Source organism: uncultured Actinomyces sp., assembly GCF_963542285.1.
Classification (GTDB): Bacteria; Actinomycetota; Actinomycetes; order Actinomycetales; family Actinomycetaceae; genus Pauljensenia.
Genome location: NZ_CAUTWQ010000013.1, coordinates 34,861 through 52,096, shown reverse-complemented (window position 1 = coordinate 52,096; position 17,236 = coordinate 34,861). Strand labels below are relative to the sequence as shown.

Below are 17,236 nucleotides of genomic sequence, written 5' to 3'. Positions count from 1 at the left end.
TAGCGCGCTTCCTTCACACGGAAGAGGTCACTGGTTCGATCCCAGTATCGCCCACGGAAAATTTGAAACACTTACGCGAATGTCGATTTGTGACTGACGCTCGTGCGTGTTAAAGTTTCCAAGCCGCAAAGCTTTCGCTTTGTGAGTCACCTGCGCGGGTGGCGGAATAGGCAGACGCGCTAGCTTGAGGTGCTAGTCCTCGTATTAGAGGGTGGGGGTTCAAGTCCCCCTCCGCGCACACTCCCCGGGGATCTTCGGATCCCCGGGATTTTTCTTTGCACTGGTAACTCCTCAATGCGCAACGTAACCTGTGCATAGGCGAACGTGCTTTTATCCCCGAGGAGAAACTTCATGCATGTTGACGTATGGGCAGACTTTGCATGCCCGTGGTGTTACCTCGGTATCCATCATCTGCGCGATGCTCTCACGCGTTTTGAACATCGCGACCAGGTCGAGGTTCGTTTCCACTCCTATTTGCTTGATCCTGAGCAGTCCAGTGTCCTTGAAATGTCCCAGGCGGATTTCCTTCTCCACACGCATCCAGGTATGAGCGCAGAGGAAGCTGCTGACGCCCTCGTTCATGTCGGCGAGCTCGCTCGAGCCGATGGGATTTCTCTCGATTTCGATTCCTTGGTCATTGCACCGACGTCGTTTGCACATAAAGCAATGTCGGCTGCGCGGGAAATGGACGAAAAATCCGGGGTGACAAGCGGGGCAGGAACCTATCAATTTGCATATGCTGAAGCCTTGTTCCGTGCTCGTTTTGAGGTCGGTTTGAACCTAGCGGACCCAGATGTCCTGATTGGCTGTGCACAGGATGTCCGGATCCCCGAAATGCTGGTTGTTGACGCTCTGAGCGACCCCGTCGCCTCGTCCGAAGTTTTCTCGGACTATCAGATCGCGGTACAGATGGGAATTGATACTATCCCGACGTATCTCTTTGACCGGAGTTTTGTTGTTCAGGGAATGCACGATACCGAAGCGATGGGGCGAATTCTGGAGACTGCGTGGGGACAGGTCCACTCGAATGTATCAATACAGGAGGAAACACACTGATGGAACCCTTTGACGTTCGCGGTGAAAATATTGTTTTAGTCCCGCTGTCTGCCAGCGATGCGGTGGATCTTACTGATGCATTGCAGGATCCAATTTTTCACGAAACAACTTCGATTCCCTATCCCTACACTCTGTCAATGGCTGAAGAGAATCTTGCAAAGGTACCTTCGAAGTGGGAGCAGGGGAGTGCGGATTGGGCGATCCGCAGTGCCCATGATGGACGTTTCCTTGGGCGTTTCGAGCTCATCCGTAATACTCATTTTTCTGACCGTTATGAAGTCTCGTACTTTGTCTGCCATGACGAGTGGGGCGAAGGTATAGCAACAGAGGCTGTGTCCCTTGCTCTTGATACAGCATTCGAGAGATTAGGTGCTTCTCGCGTTGAGTGGGCGGCGCACGTAGGAAATTGGGGCTCGTGGAAGGCTGTGTGGAAGAACGGTTTCCGCAAGGAAGGCGTTGCGCGCCTTCCCGGATACGAGGCCTGGGTAGGAGGCATCCTTGCCTCTGACCCGCGCACACCCGCAAGTCCGTGGGACGGCCCTAGCTCTGGCGCCCCCGAAGTTCTTGACTCATCGCGTCCGCAAGCTCTTGTCCAGCAGTTCCATCGTACGTACTTCATGCCTGATCGCGTGCGAGATGGGCAGGAACCAACCCTTGATTATGAGCGCCTCCATATGCGCGTGAGCTTGATTCGAGAAGAGTTCGCTGAGCTGCTCGGCGCCTTGTACGGAAAGGAAGCACGTGCAATCGTCGAAGAAGCGACACAACGTGCAACGGAAGCAGATGATGGAACGCGAGACATCATCGAAACAGCTGATGCTTTAGGCGATCTGGTCTACGTCATCTACGGTATGGCCCTGGAATCTGGAATCGATTTGAATCGTGTCCTTGCAGAAATTCAGGCGTCTAATCTGTCGAAGCTCATGCCCGATGGCAGTGTGAAACTCCGTGAGGACGGCAAGGTATTGAAGGGGCCAAACTTCTTCACACCGAATATTGCTCGAGCCCTTGGTCAGGAATAACACACTTTTTGCACTCGTTGCTCTCTAGGTTTTCAGGGACAATGGGTGGTAGTCAACGAGAGAAGGAGAGCACTGTGGCCCGAGTCGTCGTTGTTGGTGGCGGGTACGGTGGTGTCACCGTCGCCAAGGGACTTGATCCTCTTGCCGAAGTCATTCTGGTTGAGCAAAAAGATCAGTTTGTTCACCATGCTGCGGCTCTGCGTGCCGCAGTCGATGAGGCTTGGCAGCATTCAATTTTCATGCCCTATTCGAATCTTCTGAGCAATGGGCGGGTCGTTCATGGAACGGTTTCTCAGGTTGAAGGGACTCGAGTTCATATTTTCGGTCAGGACCCGATCGATGCTGACTACGTTGTTCTGGCAACCGGTTCAACCTACCCATTCCCTGCAAAGTACTCGGCTTCGCGTTCTGATGTTGCAAAAGCGCGCCTCAAACAGTTGCATTCCTACCTTCATGGTGCCCGCTCCGTTCTTTTGGTAGGTGCCGGAACTGTTGGTATTGAGTTCGCAGGGGAACTGCGCAATGCCTTCCCTGACTTGGAAATTACCTTGGTTGAAAAGGAATCTGAGCTCCTTCCGACTCAGGGCTTTGCTGATGAGTTGCGCGATCAGGTTCGCGAGCAACTGAAGGAGCTGAATATCCGCCTCATTGAGGGCTCGGAGCTTGCCTACCTTCCGCCATTCAATGTCGGTGAGCTTGGCCGTTTTGTTGTTGAAACAAAGGATGGTCATCGTATCGAAGCCGATATGTGGTTCCAGTGCTACGGCGCTCGTCCGAATACCGGTTATGTTGCTGGTACCGAGCTTCAGTCTGCAGTTCGTCCAGACGGTGCTCTCAAGGTGGAACCGACGCTTCAAGTCGTTGGCCAAACCAATATCTACGCGATCGGTGACGTTACGGATGTGCGCGAATCAAAGCGTGCTGATGCCGCTCGAGCACAGGCACGCATCGTGATCTCGAATATTTCTTCACAGCTGTCTGGCAAAGAGCCGCAGGCGACTTACAACCCCAGTGACGAATGGGTGATCTTGCCGTTGGGACCTGAGCACGGCGCTTCTCAACTTCTTGATTCTCAGGGTAATTCGCGCATTTTAGGTCCCGACCAAACGGCGGAGATTAAGGGCGCTGATCTGATGGTTTCTGTCATTAGGTCCCAGCTGAACTTGCCGTAGACATCGTGTAGGATGTGTGACTATGACCACGAAACCTCGTCTTGTCCTAGATCAGCTGATTGCCGCTTTCGAGAATCACTACGAGGTGGCTTCCTCCGATCAAGTCGATGAACAGGCACTCATTGATGCCGAAGAAGCCCTGCGTGATGCCTTCTTCACCTACGATGATGTGCTTTTCACGCAGTTCGAAGTCGAGCTTCCTTTCGACCTCATCGTTTCTGATGAGGAAGACGAGGACGAAGATTTTGACGACGACGATGAAGATGATCAAGAAGTCGATGAAGATGACGATGAATTCATCGATCTTGATGAGGACGAAGACGAAGACTAGTCGGTTCAGTTGTCTTTAAGGTGTGCGGGCAGTATCAACTGCCCGCACACCTTTATTTCGCTCCCGCTTCTATTCAGCGCTCACTTCGCTTAATACCTGGCGAATCGGGAGTGGAAGCTCAATGTGCCCATTGAGTATCTGCTCGAGTTGTACAAGGTTTCGCGGCCCGATGATTGCGCTTGTCACTCCCGGCGTGCCTTCCACCCATGCTAAAGCAACGTCGGTGATAGAACATTCCAGCCCATGTGCTGCCTGTGATAAAGCTTCGGCAATCGGAAGACTGCTCTCCAGGTATGGCGCAACGCTTGAACGCAGATGTGCAGATGCGGCTCGTGAATCAGGTGGAGTCGTGTGACGATATTTTCCAGTAAGCACACCCCCAGCAAGCGGTGAATGAGCGAGGAACCCAAATCCGTTGTACCGAGCGCGGTCGAGTAGGGGAGAAGAGCATAGAAGTGAGTATTCTTCTTCGACGGCGGCCAGAGGAACTTGATCTGACTGTGCCCACATGAGTGCGCAATCCCAGGTATCGCGGTGACTGAGTCCAAGGTAGTGAGCGCGTCCGCTGGAATAGGCCCATTCGAGGGCCGACAAAGTTTCCTCGAGCGGAATACCTGTAGGGGATGGAGTTGCTAACCAGAGGTCAACGAAATCTGTTTCGAGAATCGCAAGTGTTGTATCTAGGCAGCGCAGCATATCTCCGCGAGAAGCAGAAAGCTCATTGGCTCCTTGAGAGAAACGCATTGCACCACGCAAAGCAATCGTGACTCGGTGTCTACCAACGGCGCGTAAGGCCTCGGCAAGCACGCTAAGAGCGCGCCCGGAACCGTGGAGAGGGCTCACTTCTACAAGAGTCCCTCCAGCATCGACGAAGGATTTGAGCATTGCACAGGCCTGATCCTCATCCGTGTCGCGTCCCCAAGTCAGTGTTCCCAAACCCAGACTGGACACAGAAAGTCCGTGTGTTCCACATTGGCGAATCTCCATATGCTAAGCCTAGAACGCGTGAGCTATGACGGCATACACATGCCCATCTTTGGCTAGCGTGAGGCCAAGCGCCGTAGAGTTGGTGATATGAGCTGGCTTGATGCAATCATCCTTGGACTTGTTCAGGGGCTGACGGAGTTCCTTCCCGTTTCCTCCTCCGCACATATTCGTATCGTCGGTGAGCTTACGGGCTCAACCGATCCGGGTGCTGCTTTCACCGCAATCACGCAAATCGGTACGGAGCTTGCGGTTGTCATCGTCTTCTGGAAGGACATTGTCCGCATCCTGAGTGCATGGTTCCGATCTTTACCGCTGGGCGCAAAGGAAAATCGAGTACCCTCAAGTGATCCTGATGCGCGAATGGGATGGATGATCATCGTCGGTTCGCTTCCGATTTGTATTCTGGGTCTTCTTTTCCAAGATGCGATCGACACGGGCCTGCGTAACTTGTGGATTACTTCAGCAATGCTGATTGTTTTTGGCCTGCTTTTGGGTTTTGTTGATCGCTATGCACCCCAAGAGCGTGACCTGAAATCGATGACGTGGAAGGACGCTCTCCTGTACGGCCTCGCGCAGGCAATGGCGCTCATCCCAGGTGTCTCTCGTTCGGGTGGAACAATTACTATGGGTCGTTTCTTGGGCTACACCCGTGAAGCTGCCGCCCGCTATTCCTTCCTTCTGGCAATGCCGGCCGTGTGGGCTTCAGGGCTTTACAAGGTGGCAAAGGTTTTAACCGGCAGTGAGTCCATTGCTGTTGGCCCGACTATAGCGGCAACAATCATTGCCTTCGTGGTCGGCATCGTTGTGATCTTGTGGTTCCTGAAGATTATTTCCACTCAGTCTTATGCACCCTTCGTTTGGTACCGAATCGCAATTGGTATTCTTGTAGCTCTTGGTCTGTTAAGCGGTCTGCTTTCCCCCTTGGGAACAACGCCCGCTGCGTGAATCTTGTGTGAAGGACGTACGAAAGTATGACTCTGCCTGAGGCAATTCTCTTCGATATGGATGGCACCATCGTCGATACCGAGCCCTTGTGGGAAGGGGCGGAAGGACAGGTGCTCGCCGAGATGGGGACACAAATGACCCCTCAGATGCGCCAAAAAATGTTGGGGTCTACCTTGCCTCGGATGGTGGCAATTTTGCGTTCATTTGCACGTAATCCTCTTGACGAGGCTGTGGTTGCCGATCGTGTCGAACAGGGAGTGATCGATCGCCTCGACGCTGGATTACCCTGGAAAGACGGGCTTGTTGAACTCCTAGGTTGGTGTCATGAGCACTCAATTCCAACAGCGGTCGTCACAGCGACGCGACGGCGAGTGGCATCTAGGGTCCTCGAGCATGTACCTGTCACACCCGGTTTTACGAATGCAATTTACGGAGATGATGTCTCGGAAGGAAAACCCTCACCAGAGGGGTACCTTAAGGCAGCTGAGCTTCTTGGAGTTGATATCCGTCGCTGCATGATTGTCGAGGATTCTCCGGTCGGTCTTGAAGCCGCTTCTGCCAGCGGCGGAGTAGCCGTCGCGATCAAGGGGGCGGCACCTGAAGAGTTCGCTGCTGATTTCCCCTATATTCGCGAGCTTAGTGACCTCAGTGAAAGTGTTATTCAGTCGATTATGGAAGGGCAGCGACCGAACTTCGTTCGCGCTCACTGATCAGATCACTGCGGGCCCATTGCCAGCAAACGTTCTAGGCCACTGGTTGGAATGTCTGGTGTCTTCCCGTCAAACAGCGGACACATCGTGCGCACTCCGCACCAATTGCATAGCGGGTTACGACGAGGAGCGAAATAGCCCTGCAGTGCGTCCCTTCTCATCGATTCCCAGGTCCGGCTCAGTTCTTCACTGAAGCGGCAAATATCAGCTGCATCGGGATCAAAGGTCAGCACCTTCTGAGAAGCAAGATAAACCAGCTGTGTACGCTTTGGCAGACGCTTTGTGAGGGAAAGCAAGAGCGCGTAAAAACGCATTTGAAACAGTGCTTCCTCTTGGAAACGCGGGGAAGGAGCCTTCCCGGTCTTGTAGTCGATGACCCTCAGATCACCGTTGGGCGCTTGGTCGACCCGGTCAATGTACCCAAGGAGGTTGACTCCTTGCGAAGTCGTTGCCTCGACAAGAGCTTCGGTAGAAAGTGGCTCTAGTGCTTGGGGATCTTCGATCGCAAAATAATTACTCACCATCGAGTACATTCGCTCCTGCCAGCGTTCGAAGTCTGCATGGTCTGTAAATAAATTTATGACACTCGGGTCAGCTGCAAGAGTCTTTTCCCATTCGGTACGTAAAAGCTCGAGAGCGAGCGTCTCATTGCGTTCTTCCCTTGGGAGGGCATAGAGGTTTTCCAAAGTACTGTGAACTGTTGTCCCAAGAAGTGTTGCTTGCGTTGGTGGTTCTTTCACGCGGTCAACGACATGCAGGCGAAACTGCAGTGGGCAGCGTTGGTATTCTTTGGTGCGGCTTGCCGAAAGTGCAGGCTGGCTTGGGAGTGAATTCCTCATGCATCTACCGTAACCAGTTCCACCTTTTCGCGCGGGGTTTAAACAGGCAGTTCATCCATGCACCGCGGTAGTGTAGAGGCGATGAGCACACATGAACATGAAGCGCAGGGCCTTGGTCAAGAACGTCACCGTGGTCCTCTCCGAGAAGGAGAGCGCGTCCAAATTCGCGACCCGAAGGGCCGCTTGCACACCGTTATTTTGGTTTCTGGTGGTCGTTTTCAATCCAATCGTGGTTTTATCGATCACGATGATCTAATCGGTCGCCCTGATGGCCAGGTGATCACTACTGAAGAGGGACGTCAGTTCCAAATTCTGCGCCCGCTTCAAGTTGACTATGTCATGTCAATGCCTAGGGGCGCTGCAGTCGTTTACCCGAAAGATGCAGGCACGATCGTTCACTACGCGGACATTTTCCCCGGTGCAGTAGTTGTCGAGGCCGGTGCTGGGTCGGGTGCTCTATCGATGGCTCTTTTGGACGCAGTGGGGGAGCGCGGCACGCTGATTTCTGTCGAAAGACGCGAAGAATTCGCACAGATTGCGCGCGATAACGTGGAGCTGTGGTTTGGCGCTCCACATCCGGCGTGGGATCTTCGGGTTAATGATCTGGCAGATGAACTCAATGCCATGCCTGAGTCGAGTGTTGATCGCGTAGTCCTCGATATGCTCGCTCCCTGGGAGAACTTGGATGCGGTTGCACATGCGCTCGTTCCCGGTGGTGTTCTGTGCTGCTACATTGCGACCGTGACTCAGATGTCCCGATTGATCGAAGACCTTCGTTCCTCCGAGAACTTTACCGATCCCGTCGCCTGGGAGACACTTTCGCGTGAATGGCACGTTGATGGTTTGGCTGTTCGACCCGAGCATCGAATGGTCGCCCATACGGGATTCTTGATAATTGCTCGACGTCTTGCTCCGCAGACTATTCCTCAGGAACGCTCAACTCGTCCAGCCAAAGCGGCTGAAGGCCTCAAAGGAGCGTGGAATGGTGAAGATGATTGGAGCGAGCAGAAAGTCGGTCTTCGCGTCAGCTCGGAGAAGAAAATCCGTAAGGTCAAAAGGGACCTCGACGCTAAAGCGCGGGCGTGGGTAGAAGGGCGTAGTGATGACCAACGGTGACGCTGCACTCTCAATTCTTGAGCAGAAGAATGCCCATCTGAGTGTGGCTCTCACTCAGGCGCGCCAAGAACTTCTCCGCCTGAGGGAACAACTCAAGCATGTGAATCAGCCGCCGCTGACCCTAGGGATTTTGCATCGCTCGCAGCCGTCTACGCGTGTTCTTGAAGTCTATGTTTCAGGTCGTCTCATGCGTCTTGCGGCAGATACTTCCCTTGACATCACATCAATCTCACCGGGGCAACAGGTACTTATTGACGACAAGATGATTGTTGTCGGGATCGGCGAGTATTCGCGAACCGGTGAGCTCGCACAGGTTGCGGAACTTATTGGGGTCGATCGTGCCGTTGTCTCTGCCGAGGCCGGAAGCCATCGCATTGTTGAACTTGCCGGTCCGCTACGCCACGGTACTCTTCGCCCCGGGGAGAGCGTCTTGGTCGACCCTCGTACGTCCTTTGCCTATGAACGTATTATTCGCCAGGACGTCGAGCAGCTTCTCACTCCTGAAATTCCAGATGTGACTTTCGATGACATCGGTGGACTAGACACTCAGATTGAGACAATTCGACAGGCGATTGAACTTCCCCTACGTCACCCCGAGCTATATCGGCAATACGGTTTGCGGCCGACAAAGGGAATTTTGCTATATGGGCCCCCGGGTTCAGGCAAGACGCTGATCGCCCAAGCGCTAGCACGATCATTGCGCGAGTTTAGCTCTTCAGGTGAAGGCTATTTCCTCTCAATTAAGGGCCCCGAACTTCTCACGAAGTTCGTTGGTGAGACAGAACGACAGATTCGTGCAATTTTCGCTCGGGCTCGCGCATTGGCTTCATCGAAGGTCCCAGTCGTGATCTTTTTCGATGAGATGGAAGCTCTTTTCAGAACACGCGGTACAGGAATTTCTTCCGATGTTGAAACGATGGTGGTTCCTCAGCTGCTCGCTGAAATGGACGGTGTCGAAAGTCTTGACAACGTAGTGATTGTTGGTGCCTCAAACCGTGCTGACATGATCGATCCAGCTGTCCTTCGCCCCGGAAGGCTTGATGTCCGTATCCGTATTGAACGCCCAGATGAACGTGCAGCGAAGGATATTTTTAGAAAGCATCTCGACCGCTCTGTACCTCTTGCGCAAAGCGGTCAGCAGTTGAGCCATGAAGAGATGATCGATCGGGCAGTTGCCAGCCTTTATCGACGTGATGACAATTCGGCTTTACTGTCTGCGCGCAGTCATTCCGGTCAGGAACGCATCATCTACCTTGCCGATATTGTTTCGGGCGCGATGATTGCAGGAATTGTGGAGCGAGCAAAGAAATACGCGATCCTTGATGCAATCGAGAACGGTACGCAGGGGATGGCGCTCGACCACGTCATGCGCGGCCTCGGTGATGAAATTCGCGAATCAATGGAACTGGCAACCCGACAGGCTCCAGCGGATTGGGCGCGCACGATCGGTCTGGATCAAGATATCGCTGATATCCATCCCCTGAAGGAGAACCAGCAATGAGCTCTCATATGGTGATGAGTACCGAGACTGAGTTCGGTATTTATACTCCCGAGAATCCTAGAGCTGATCCTGTTGACCTATCCTGCCGGATAGTTGATGCTTACTCGGCTCTCTCGCGCAGCGGTACACCCACGGAGGGTAGTCAGCCCGTTCGCTGGGACTATACAGCTGAAGATCCTTTGAATGACCTGCGCGGTATGAGACTTTCTCGTGCAGCTGCAGACCCTTCGATGCTTACCGATGACCCATACCACCTTGCTCCTTCGGGCGGAAGTGAAAGGCTTCCTTTGCCTCGACAGTCAAGTGGATATTTGCCCGCGGCGGTCTCATCTGTGCTCACAAACGGAGCTCGCCTCTACGTTGATCATGCTCACCCTGAATATTCTGCGCCTGAAACGCTCAGCGCACGCGATGCTGTGCTGTGGGATCGTGCCGGCGAAGTCATTGCTCGACGAATGATGTCAGCAGCTCGTGAGCGCGGAGACGAGATCGTGTTGGTGAAGAACAACACGGATGGTAAGGGCGCGGCTTACGGTACGCACGAAAACTATCAGATCAGCCGTCGCATTGATCTTGACGATCTCATCCGAGGGCTCACGCCCTTCTTCGTCACCCGCCCGGTTATTTGTGGCGCAGGACGCGTCGGAATCGGTCAGCGCAGTGAGTTTGCTGGTTTTCAGATCTCGCAGCGAGCTGACTTTGTCGAAAATGAAGTTGGCTTAGAGACAACCTTCAACCGCCCGATTATTAATACTCGCGACGAAGCTCATGCGAACCCAGCCTACTTCCGTCGCCTTCACGTGATCGGCGGAGATGCCAATCAATTCGATTCTTCGCTCTATCTTCGCCTGGGAACAACCGGCTTAGTGCTCAAAGCAATTGAGGCTGGCCTCGGGATGGAGTGGGATGCTCTTGCGATGGATGATCCGGTTCAAGAAACCTGGAATATCAGCCATGATCCGACGCTGACTTACAAGGCTGGGCTTGCCGGAGGTGCGCGAAGCGCCCTTGACGTTCAAAAGATTTATGTCGATTTGGTCTGCGAGACATTCACGCGCGCGGGTATCGAACTGAGTGCGGACGAAGAGCTAGTCCTGAAGTACTGGGATGATGTCCTCACGCGGATGTCTGAGGAGCTTTTTAGCGTTGCCACCGAGGTTGAATGGGTGGGGAAGTATCAGCTTCTTGAACGTCAACGTCAGCGTCTTTCAACAACCTGGGATGACCCTAAACTTGCTGCGATGGATCTGCAGTGGGCGGATTTGCGTGTGGATCGTTCGCTGGTCGCTGCACTTGATCGAGCGGGGCGTGTGAAGCGGATGTTCACTCCTGAGGAAGTTGAGAATGCTGCAGACTGGGCTCCTGGAAATACTCGTGCTTACCTGCGCGGATTTGCAGTACGGAACCTTCCAGGGCTGATCGCCGCATCGTGGACTTCTCTGTGTGAAGCGCAGGGTGATCAGATGATTCGCCGTCCTATTGTTGAGGCTGCCGGTGTTGATCCGTCGGTCCTTTCCGATCTTGAACATGGAACTTTAATCCGTGTAGAAGAGGAGTAGATATGAGTCTTTCACAATTGTTCGCAGGTGGCGCTGGCCATGAGGACGACGACGCAGCGGGTCAGGTTCAAGCCCAGGCTTCCTCCCAAAGTGATTCTCTAGACGAACTTCTTGATCAGATTGATACCGTCCTTGAAACGAATGCTGAGTCTTTCGTCCAGGGCTTTGTTCAAAAGGGAGGCCAGTGAGGTGAAGCGACGGGTCATCGGAATCGAAACAGAGTACGGGCTAACCTGCGCAACACGCTCTGGGGCTCGTGCGACTCACGATGCCGATGCTGCTGCGCACCTGCTTTTTGAGCCCTTCGCACAAGGCGGTCGTGCTCCCAACCTGTATCTGCGCAACGGTGGGCGGCTCTATCTTGATGTTGGAGCGCACCCCGAATATGCAACTGCAGAGTGCGACACTCTTCTTGACCTTCTCGCGCAGCATCGCTGCGGTGACGAGCTGCTGAATCGGCTTAATGATGCAGCGCGTAGCTCGCTGAGCCAGCTGCCGGATCCAGAAGAAATTTACCTTTTTCGAAATAACGTTGATTCGGAGGGCAATAGTTTTGGCTGCCACGAAAACTATCTTCTGCATCGTCGTCGAGATTTCCGACAAGTTGCGGACGGACTTGTCGCTTTCTTTGTCACGCGCCTGATCCTTGTCGGCGCAGGACATCTACGTAGGCAGGGGACTCAACTCAACTACTGCTTCTCCCAACGTGCGGAACAGATGTGGGAAGCCGTCTCCTCTGCGACAACGCGTACGCGGCCCATTATTAACACCCGCGATGAGCCACTGGCTGATGCGGGTCAGTACCGGCGTCTTCACGTAATTAGCGGAGACACGAATGTTTGTGAGGCAACCACTTTTCTCAAGGTCGGCATGACCGCTTTGGTTCTCGATGCCGTTGAGGAGGGCATGGACCTTAAAGATCTGGAACTTACTGACCCCATGATGGCAATTCGTCAGATCAATCATGATCTTTCCGGACAGACCAAGATCGCAATGGTGAGTGGACCAGATTTAAGTGCTGTGGAGATCCAAGAGCGCATTTTGCAGCGTGTCATCCACGTGTTGAAGATCGATGACTCGTCGAACTCGCTAGAACCTACAACTCGCGCGATTATCGATCTGTGGCAACGGGGGATTCGTGCACTCCGCAGCCAAGACTGGTCGGAGATTGATCACGAACTCGATTTCGCGATTAAGTACCGTTTGATCCGCGAGTACCTCAAACGGAAGCAAACTACGCTTGATGATCCCCGTGTTGCACGGCTTTTGCTCTCGTACCATGACATCGGTCCTCATGGTTTGCGACAAGGCTTGGAACGCACCGGAGCAATGCGTCGCTTGACCACTGATGAACAGGTTAACAATGCATGCGTGAGCGCTCCTCAGACAACGCGTGCCCACCTTCGCTCGAAGGTGATCAATGCTGCTGAGGAAGCTGGCGTTGAACTTGCTCTCGATTGGGTTCGTGCCTCACGGATTGACGATCCGAATCGCTATGTTCTGATGAATGATCCTTTTGCGACCTCGTCTTCGGCGGTCGATGAGTTTATCTCTGGCCTTGGTTCAACACACGAGGTTTTTCCTGCATGAGTGGAAAACATCTTTCTTCGCGACTCCGCCCAGTCGCTCAGGAACATGGAGAAGAAACCGGGCAGGCGAGAAAACCTTTGCGCCGCAGAGGTCGTCGAATTCTTGTTGCGTTTGCTGTAGTGATCCTGATCTGCGCACTTATTCTTGGATGTATCTGGTTTCTTCGCCCTTCTTCAGAGGAAGCCGTGGAAGGGCAATCGCCTCGTTCTGTGTTGAGTGCAGTCGAGGTGTCTGGACGTGTTGGTGCAACGCCCACACTTAAACTGAGCCAGCCCCTTCAAATTGTCAGTACAAAACACCAGATCTTGTCGCAGGGCGATGGTCGCGCCATTACAGCAGGGTCACCGGTCTTACTCTCAGTAACAGTATTTGACTCAATCACGGGTGAGATTCTGTCTCCTAACGGGCGCCCGCGTCTCATCGTCGGACGTGCCGATGACGACTCCCTCGGTGCTGAAATGGCACACGAAGTCAATGGGCGAGCCGAAGGAAGCCGTCTGCTCGTTGCACGCCCACTTCCCTCAGCCTCCGATAGCGCAGCATCTCCCACACCGACTGCCCGCTCAACCAAAGGTGAAATCGTCGTCATTGATATTCTCCCGACTTTGGCCTCGGGGCAGGCATCTGCCCAAGCCAGCGACTCAGGACCACTTGAAGTGACAATGCGAGATGAGGGCCCCGTCATTAAACATGGGGACCAACTTCCCACCGGCCCGACAACGCAGCCGCTTCTCACGGGGGCCGGTGCTCAGGTACGTTCTGATGACGACATTGTCGTTCAATACTTTGTCAGTGGGTGGAGTGATGGAATCGAGCGGCAATCAACATGGCGTACTGGCGTGCCAGAGCGGGTTCGACTGAGTGAGCTTATGCCTGGTCTTCGTCCACTTCTTATTGATCAGAAAGTCGGCTCTCGGCTAGCGATTACTTTGCCTCCTGATCAGGCGACCGGTGACGACACCTTGTGCATCGTGATTGATATTTTGGCAACCACCCCATCCTCATAATGTGGTTGCTCTCGAAGCGCTCGTGCTGGTTATGAGAGACTACAAACATGCTCAGATGGCTTACTGCTGGTGAATCACACGGTCCTGCGTTGGTTGCTACCCTTGAGGGCCTTCCTTCGGGTATCGAGCTTACGACCCAGACTATTCGCGATGCCCTCGCGCGTCGGCGCTTAGGAGCCGGTCGTGGTGCTCGCCAAAAGTTTGAGGCCGATGAGGTCCGTATCCTCGGCGGAGTACGTCATGGTAGGACCACCGGTGCTCCTATCGTCATTGAGATTGCGAATAGCGAGTGGCCTAAGTGGGAGAAGGTCATGTCCGCCGACCCTGTGAGGCGTGAAGATCTATTGATCGACGCCGGCAAGGGAGACGAACGTGAGGTTGCGCGTAATAAGCCCCTGACGAAGCCTCGCCCGGGTCATGCCGATCTGCCCGGGGTACTTTCCTATGACCTCGCGGAAATTCGTCCTGTACTTGAGCGGGCAAGCGCGCGAGAAACTGCAGCTCGGGTTGCCCTTGGTGCCTGCGCCGAGGCCTATCTTCGTCAACTCGCAGGAATTCAGTTAGTTTCCCACGTGGTAGCCGTTGGCCCTGTTCAGGGACAGTCACGTGCCCTCCCATTACCTGAAGACGAGGCTGCGCTCAACGCTTCGCCTATGCGCTGCCTAGATGCTCAGGATGAGGCGCGATTCCTCGAATGCGTTGAGGAAACCCATTCCTTGGGAGATACCGTTGGTGGTGTTGTTGAGGTTGTTGCATGGGGCGTTCCGATCGGTGTTGGTACGCATGTTCAGGCGGATCGCCGGCTTGACAGTCAATTAGCCGCAGCATTGATGTCGATCCAGTCTGTGAAGGGCGTCGAAATTGGTGATGGCTTTGCGCAGTCGCGTCTTCGCGGTTCACAGGCTCATGACGAGATTGAGCGTGTCGACGGACGCGTTCAACGTAGCTCGAACCATGCCGGCGGTATCGAAGGCGGGACATCCAATGGTGAGCCGATTGTTGTCCGTGCTGCTTTCAAGCCAATCTCAACGGTTCCTCACGCCTTGAAAACAATTGATCTGGCCAATGGAGAGGAGGCTCGAGCGCTCCACCAACGCTCTGATACCTGCCAGGTAGTTCCCGGCGCTGTTATTGCCGAGGCCGAGGTTGCCTTGGTTCTCGCGCGCGCGATAGCTGACCATGCCGGAGGGTACTCACTCTCAGAGTGTGCGCGCAATCTCTCCGCTTATATCTCTCGTATTGATGAACGTCTGGGGAATGTACAGTGACCAGACAGCAGATCGTTCTTGTCGGCATGCCTGCTAGTGGAAAGAGCAGAGTAGGACGGGAACTTGCCTTGGCTCTGGGGCTTGAACATCGTGATTCAGATGCCTTGATCGAAGAATCTACCGGCCGTAAAATTCCGGAGATTTTCTCAACCGATGGTGAGGATTACTTCCGACAGCTCGAAGAAGAGGTTATTAAGCAAGCTCTGGCGTATCCGGGGGTCCTCTCCTTAGGCGGTGGAGCCCTTACTCGAAAAGCGACCCGTGAACGCCTGCGCGGCTGCTTCGTGGTCTATATCAAGGCGGAGCTCCCTGAATTACTTCGCCGATCGCAGGGGTCGGATCGCCCTCTGCTCGCGGGGGATGCGCAAGCGCGTCTTGAGGAGCTATGGGAAGCGCGTAAGGAATATTTTCCGGAGGTTGCCTCGATAGAGGTTCAAACCAGTTCTGAACCTGTTATTCGTGTTGTTGAGCAAATTCTTCGAGAAGTTGGTGAAGACGATGAGCGTGACGATTCCAGTCAACGTTGATACTCCCTACGACGTCGTTATTGGAAGGAATCTGTCGAAGGAAGTCCTTGAGCAGGTCTTACGCGAGAATACGACGAAGATTCTCATCGTTTGCGCACCACACGTGAGTAACTACGCTCTTGAATGTGCATCTCAGCTTGAAGGCTTAGGTTACGAGGTTTCTACACAGATTCTTCCAGATGGGGAAGAAGCGAAAACTATTGAGGCGATGGCCTCCCTGTGGGATTGTGCCGGGAGATTGAGACTCGGTCGCGCGGATGCTGTGATTGCCATTGGCGGGGGAGCTACAACAGATGTTGGGGGATTCCTTGCTGCTTCGTGGCTGCGTGGCATCGATTTCATTGCAGTGCCCACCACCTTGCTCGGGATGGTTGATGCCTCGGTTGGAGGGAAGACCGGTATCAATACCCCCGTAGGTAAGAACCTAGTTGGCGCCTTCCATTCTCCGAGACGCGTTGTTGTTGATCTCGATCGCCTTGAAACGTTGAACCACGATGACTATCGCGCGGGGCTTGGGGAAGTGGTTAAATGCGGTTTTATTTCAGATCCCGCGATCCTCTCGATCGTCGAAAGTAATCCCGAGGCGGTTTTTGATCCGCGTTCTGAGGAGATCACTGAACTCATAGAACGATCCATTGCCGTCAAAGCTCGAGTAGTGAGTGCTGATCTTCATGAGAGCGGTCCCCGTGAATTCTTGAACTATGGACATACGCTGGCCCATGCGATCGAAAAAATTGAGAACTTCCACTATCGCCACGGTGAGGCAGTAGCTATCGGTTGTGTGTTTGCAGCTCATCTTGCTCAGCGTCGAGGGATGCTGAGTGAAGCCGAGGTTCAGCGTCATATTGAGGATTTCTCGGCCCTTGGACTTCCAACATTCTATAAAGGGGCGCCGATCGGTGCATTGCTTGAGGTGATGCTTTCGGACAAGAAGGTACGTGCCGGAGTTTTACGCTTCGTCCTTCTTGACGGAGTAAATCATCCTGTTACGGTAAAGGTTAATCCACAGGAAGTTATTGATTGCGCTCTCTCGATGGGAATGCAACAGTGAATGCGCGTGAGCATCCGACTTTGGTTCTTGTCGGGACCTCTGGAAGTGGAAAGTCGTGCGTTGCACAGGAAATTGCAAAGAGCTGTGGCCTAAGAGTGCAAGAAGATCACGAACTTCTTGCTTCCTCATATTCGCGATCATTTGATGAATTAGTTTTGGATGAGCGTTTTCCTTTGCAAGAGGCATTAGAGAACGTTGGATTCCAGCTTTTGTCCAGTGGCTGCGATATTGCTGTGCTGTCACCCTCGCAGGCTAATAGTTCTCGGATTCTTTCCAAGCTTTCAGAGCTGATCGATGAAGGCACTTCAGTTGTCCTTCTGAAGACTTCTATCGATGAAGCTGCGCGTCGCGTGGGACTCAATGCTCCGCGTTCTGTTGGATTGGGGACGCCAAGAGCGTTATTTGCTGCGATGAGTCGGCAATTGGATCGCACTTATCAAGATCTGGCCACTTTCTCATGTGATACTGGCGAAAATACGGCGCGTGAGGTAGCGGATACCATCATTGCGGCGTGTAAGATAGCCACGGTTTAAGCTCACCCGATTTGGGAGGATT

Annotated in this window: 18 protein-coding genes and 1 tRNA gene; 17 read left to right on the top strand and 2 right to left on the bottom strand. The window is 53.6% G+C overall.

Going from position 1 to position 17,236, the window contains the following annotated elements:
• Positions 1 to 152: 152 nt before the first annotated feature.
• The 5 genes from RW023_RS06460 to RW023_RS06440 all read left to right on the top strand — a co-directional run bounded on the left by RW023_RS06460 (position 153) and on the right by RW023_RS06440 (position 3,581).
• Positions 153 to 238 (top strand) — tRNA-Leu (locus RW023_RS06460).
• A gap of 113 nt (positions 239 to 351) precedes the next feature.
• A complete protein-coding gene (locus RW023_RS06455) occupies positions 352 to 1,056 on the top strand; it encodes a DsbA family protein (protein WP_315580417.1) in 705 nt (234 codons plus the stop codon).
• Complete coding sequence (locus RW023_RS06450; protein WP_315580416.1) at positions 1,056 to 2,078, top strand: GNAT family N-acetyltransferase; 1,023 nt, start codon at positions 1,056 to 1,058, stop codon at positions 2,076 to 2,078. The genes RW023_RS06455 and RW023_RS06450 overlap by 1 nt, the downstream gene beginning before the upstream one ends.
• 74 nt (positions 2,079 to 2,152) lie before the next feature.
• Positions 2,153 to 3,250: an FAD-dependent oxidoreductase gene (locus RW023_RS06445; RefSeq protein WP_315580415.1), complete on the top strand. Its 1,098-nt coding sequence runs from the start codon at positions 2,153 to 2,155 to the stop codon at positions 3,248 to 3,250.
• A 22-nt stretch (positions 3,251 to 3,272) separates the two neighbouring features.
• The gene (locus RW023_RS06440; protein WP_315580414.1) at positions 3,273 to 3,581 is read left to right on the top strand and encodes a DNA primase; all 309 of its coding nucleotides are present in this window, start codon (positions 3,273 to 3,275) and stop codon (positions 3,579 to 3,581) included.
• 69 nt (positions 3,582 to 3,650) lie between these two features.
• Here RW023_RS06440 and RW023_RS06435 read toward each other — a convergent pair whose 3' ends face one another.
• A complete protein-coding gene (locus tag RW023_RS06435) occupies positions 3,651 to 4,568 on the bottom strand; it encodes an aldo/keto reductase (RefSeq protein ID WP_315580413.1) in 918 nt (305 codons plus the stop codon).
• An 87-nt stretch (positions 4,569 to 4,655) separates the two neighbouring features.
• Between RW023_RS06435 and RW023_RS06430 the strand changes: the two genes are divergently transcribed.
• Both RW023_RS06430 and RW023_RS06425 read left to right on the top strand, forming a co-directional pair.
• Positions 4,656 to 5,513: an undecaprenyl-diphosphate phosphatase gene (locus RW023_RS06430; protein WP_315580412.1), complete on the top strand. Its 858-nt coding sequence runs from the start codon at positions 4,656 to 4,658 to the stop codon at positions 5,511 to 5,513.
• A gap of 26 nt (positions 5,514 to 5,539) precedes the next feature.
• Positions 5,540 to 6,223 carry an HAD family phosphatase gene (locus RW023_RS06425; RefSeq protein WP_315580411.1) on the top strand — a complete coding sequence of 228 codons (684 nt, stop codon included), beginning with the start codon at positions 5,540 to 5,542 and terminating at the stop codon, positions 6,221 to 6,223.
• A gap of 5 nt (positions 6,224 to 6,228) precedes the next feature.
• Here RW023_RS06425 and RW023_RS06420 read toward each other — a convergent pair whose 3' ends face one another.
• Positions 6,229 to 7,062: a PD-(D/E)XK nuclease family protein gene (locus RW023_RS06420; protein ID WP_315580410.1), complete on the bottom strand. Its 834-nt coding sequence runs from the start codon at positions 7,060 to 7,062 to the stop codon at positions 6,229 to 6,231.
• A gap of 81 nt (positions 7,063 to 7,143) precedes the next feature.
• Between RW023_RS06420 and RW023_RS06415 the strand changes: the two genes are divergently transcribed.
• From RW023_RS06415 to RW023_RS06370, 10 genes are read left to right on the top strand one after another with little or no spacing between them, the layout of a single operon-like run.
• On the top strand, positions 7,144 to 8,178 hold the full coding sequence (locus tag RW023_RS06415) for a tRNA (adenine-N1)-methyltransferase (RefSeq protein WP_315580409.1): 1,035 nt from the start codon (positions 7,144 to 7,146) through the stop codon (positions 8,176 to 8,178).
• On the top strand, positions 8,165 to 9,679 hold the full coding sequence (arc, locus tag RW023_RS06410; protein ID WP_315580408.1) for a proteasome ATPase: 1,515 nt from the start codon (positions 8,165 to 8,167) through the stop codon (positions 9,677 to 9,679). Before RW023_RS06415 ends, arc begins: the two co-directional genes overlap by 14 nt.
• The gene (dop, locus tag RW023_RS06405) at positions 9,676 to 11,238 is read left to right on the top strand and encodes a depupylase/deamidase Dop (protein ID WP_315580407.1); all 1,563 of its coding nucleotides are present in this window, start codon (positions 9,676 to 9,678) and stop codon (positions 11,236 to 11,238) included. The genes arc and dop overlap by 4 nt, the downstream gene beginning before the upstream one ends.
• Positions 11,239 to 11,240: 2 nt before the next feature.
• Complete coding sequence (locus RW023_RS06400; RefSeq protein WP_314501508.1) at positions 11,241 to 11,426, top strand: ubiquitin-like protein Pup; 186 nt, start codon at positions 11,241 to 11,243, stop codon at positions 11,424 to 11,426.
• Between the two features lies 1 nt (position 11,427).
• The gene (locus RW023_RS06395) at positions 11,428 to 12,828 is read left to right on the top strand and encodes a proteasome accessory factor PafA2 family protein (protein ID WP_315580406.1); all 1,401 of its coding nucleotides are present in this window, start codon (positions 11,428 to 11,430) and stop codon (positions 12,826 to 12,828) included.
• Entirely contained in the window at positions 12,825 to 13,835 is a 1,011-nt protein-coding gene (locus tag RW023_RS06390) for a hypothetical protein (RefSeq protein WP_315580405.1), read from the top strand. The genes RW023_RS06395 and RW023_RS06390 overlap by 4 nt, the downstream gene beginning before the upstream one ends.
• 47 nt (positions 13,836 to 13,882) lie before the next feature.
• A complete protein-coding gene (gene aroC / locus RW023_RS06385; protein ID WP_315580404.1) occupies positions 13,883 to 15,103 on the top strand; it encodes a chorismate synthase in 1,221 nt (406 codons plus the stop codon).
• On the top strand, positions 15,100 to 15,630 hold the full coding sequence (locus tag RW023_RS06380) for a shikimate kinase (RefSeq protein ID WP_315580403.1): 531 nt from the start codon (positions 15,100 to 15,102) through the stop codon (positions 15,628 to 15,630). The genes aroC and RW023_RS06380 overlap by 4 nt, the downstream gene beginning before the upstream one ends.
• Entirely contained in the window at positions 15,602 to 16,681 is a 1,080-nt protein-coding gene (gene aroB / locus RW023_RS06375) for a 3-dehydroquinate synthase (protein WP_315580402.1), read from the top strand. Before RW023_RS06380 ends, aroB begins: the two co-directional genes overlap by 29 nt.
• Complete coding sequence (locus RW023_RS06370) at positions 16,651 to 17,214, top strand: shikimate kinase (RefSeq protein ID WP_315580401.1); 564 nt, start codon at positions 16,651 to 16,653, stop codon at positions 17,212 to 17,214. The genes aroB and RW023_RS06370 overlap by 31 nt, the downstream gene beginning before the upstream one ends.
• The last annotated feature ends 22 nt before the right edge of the window (positions 17,215 to 17,236 follow it).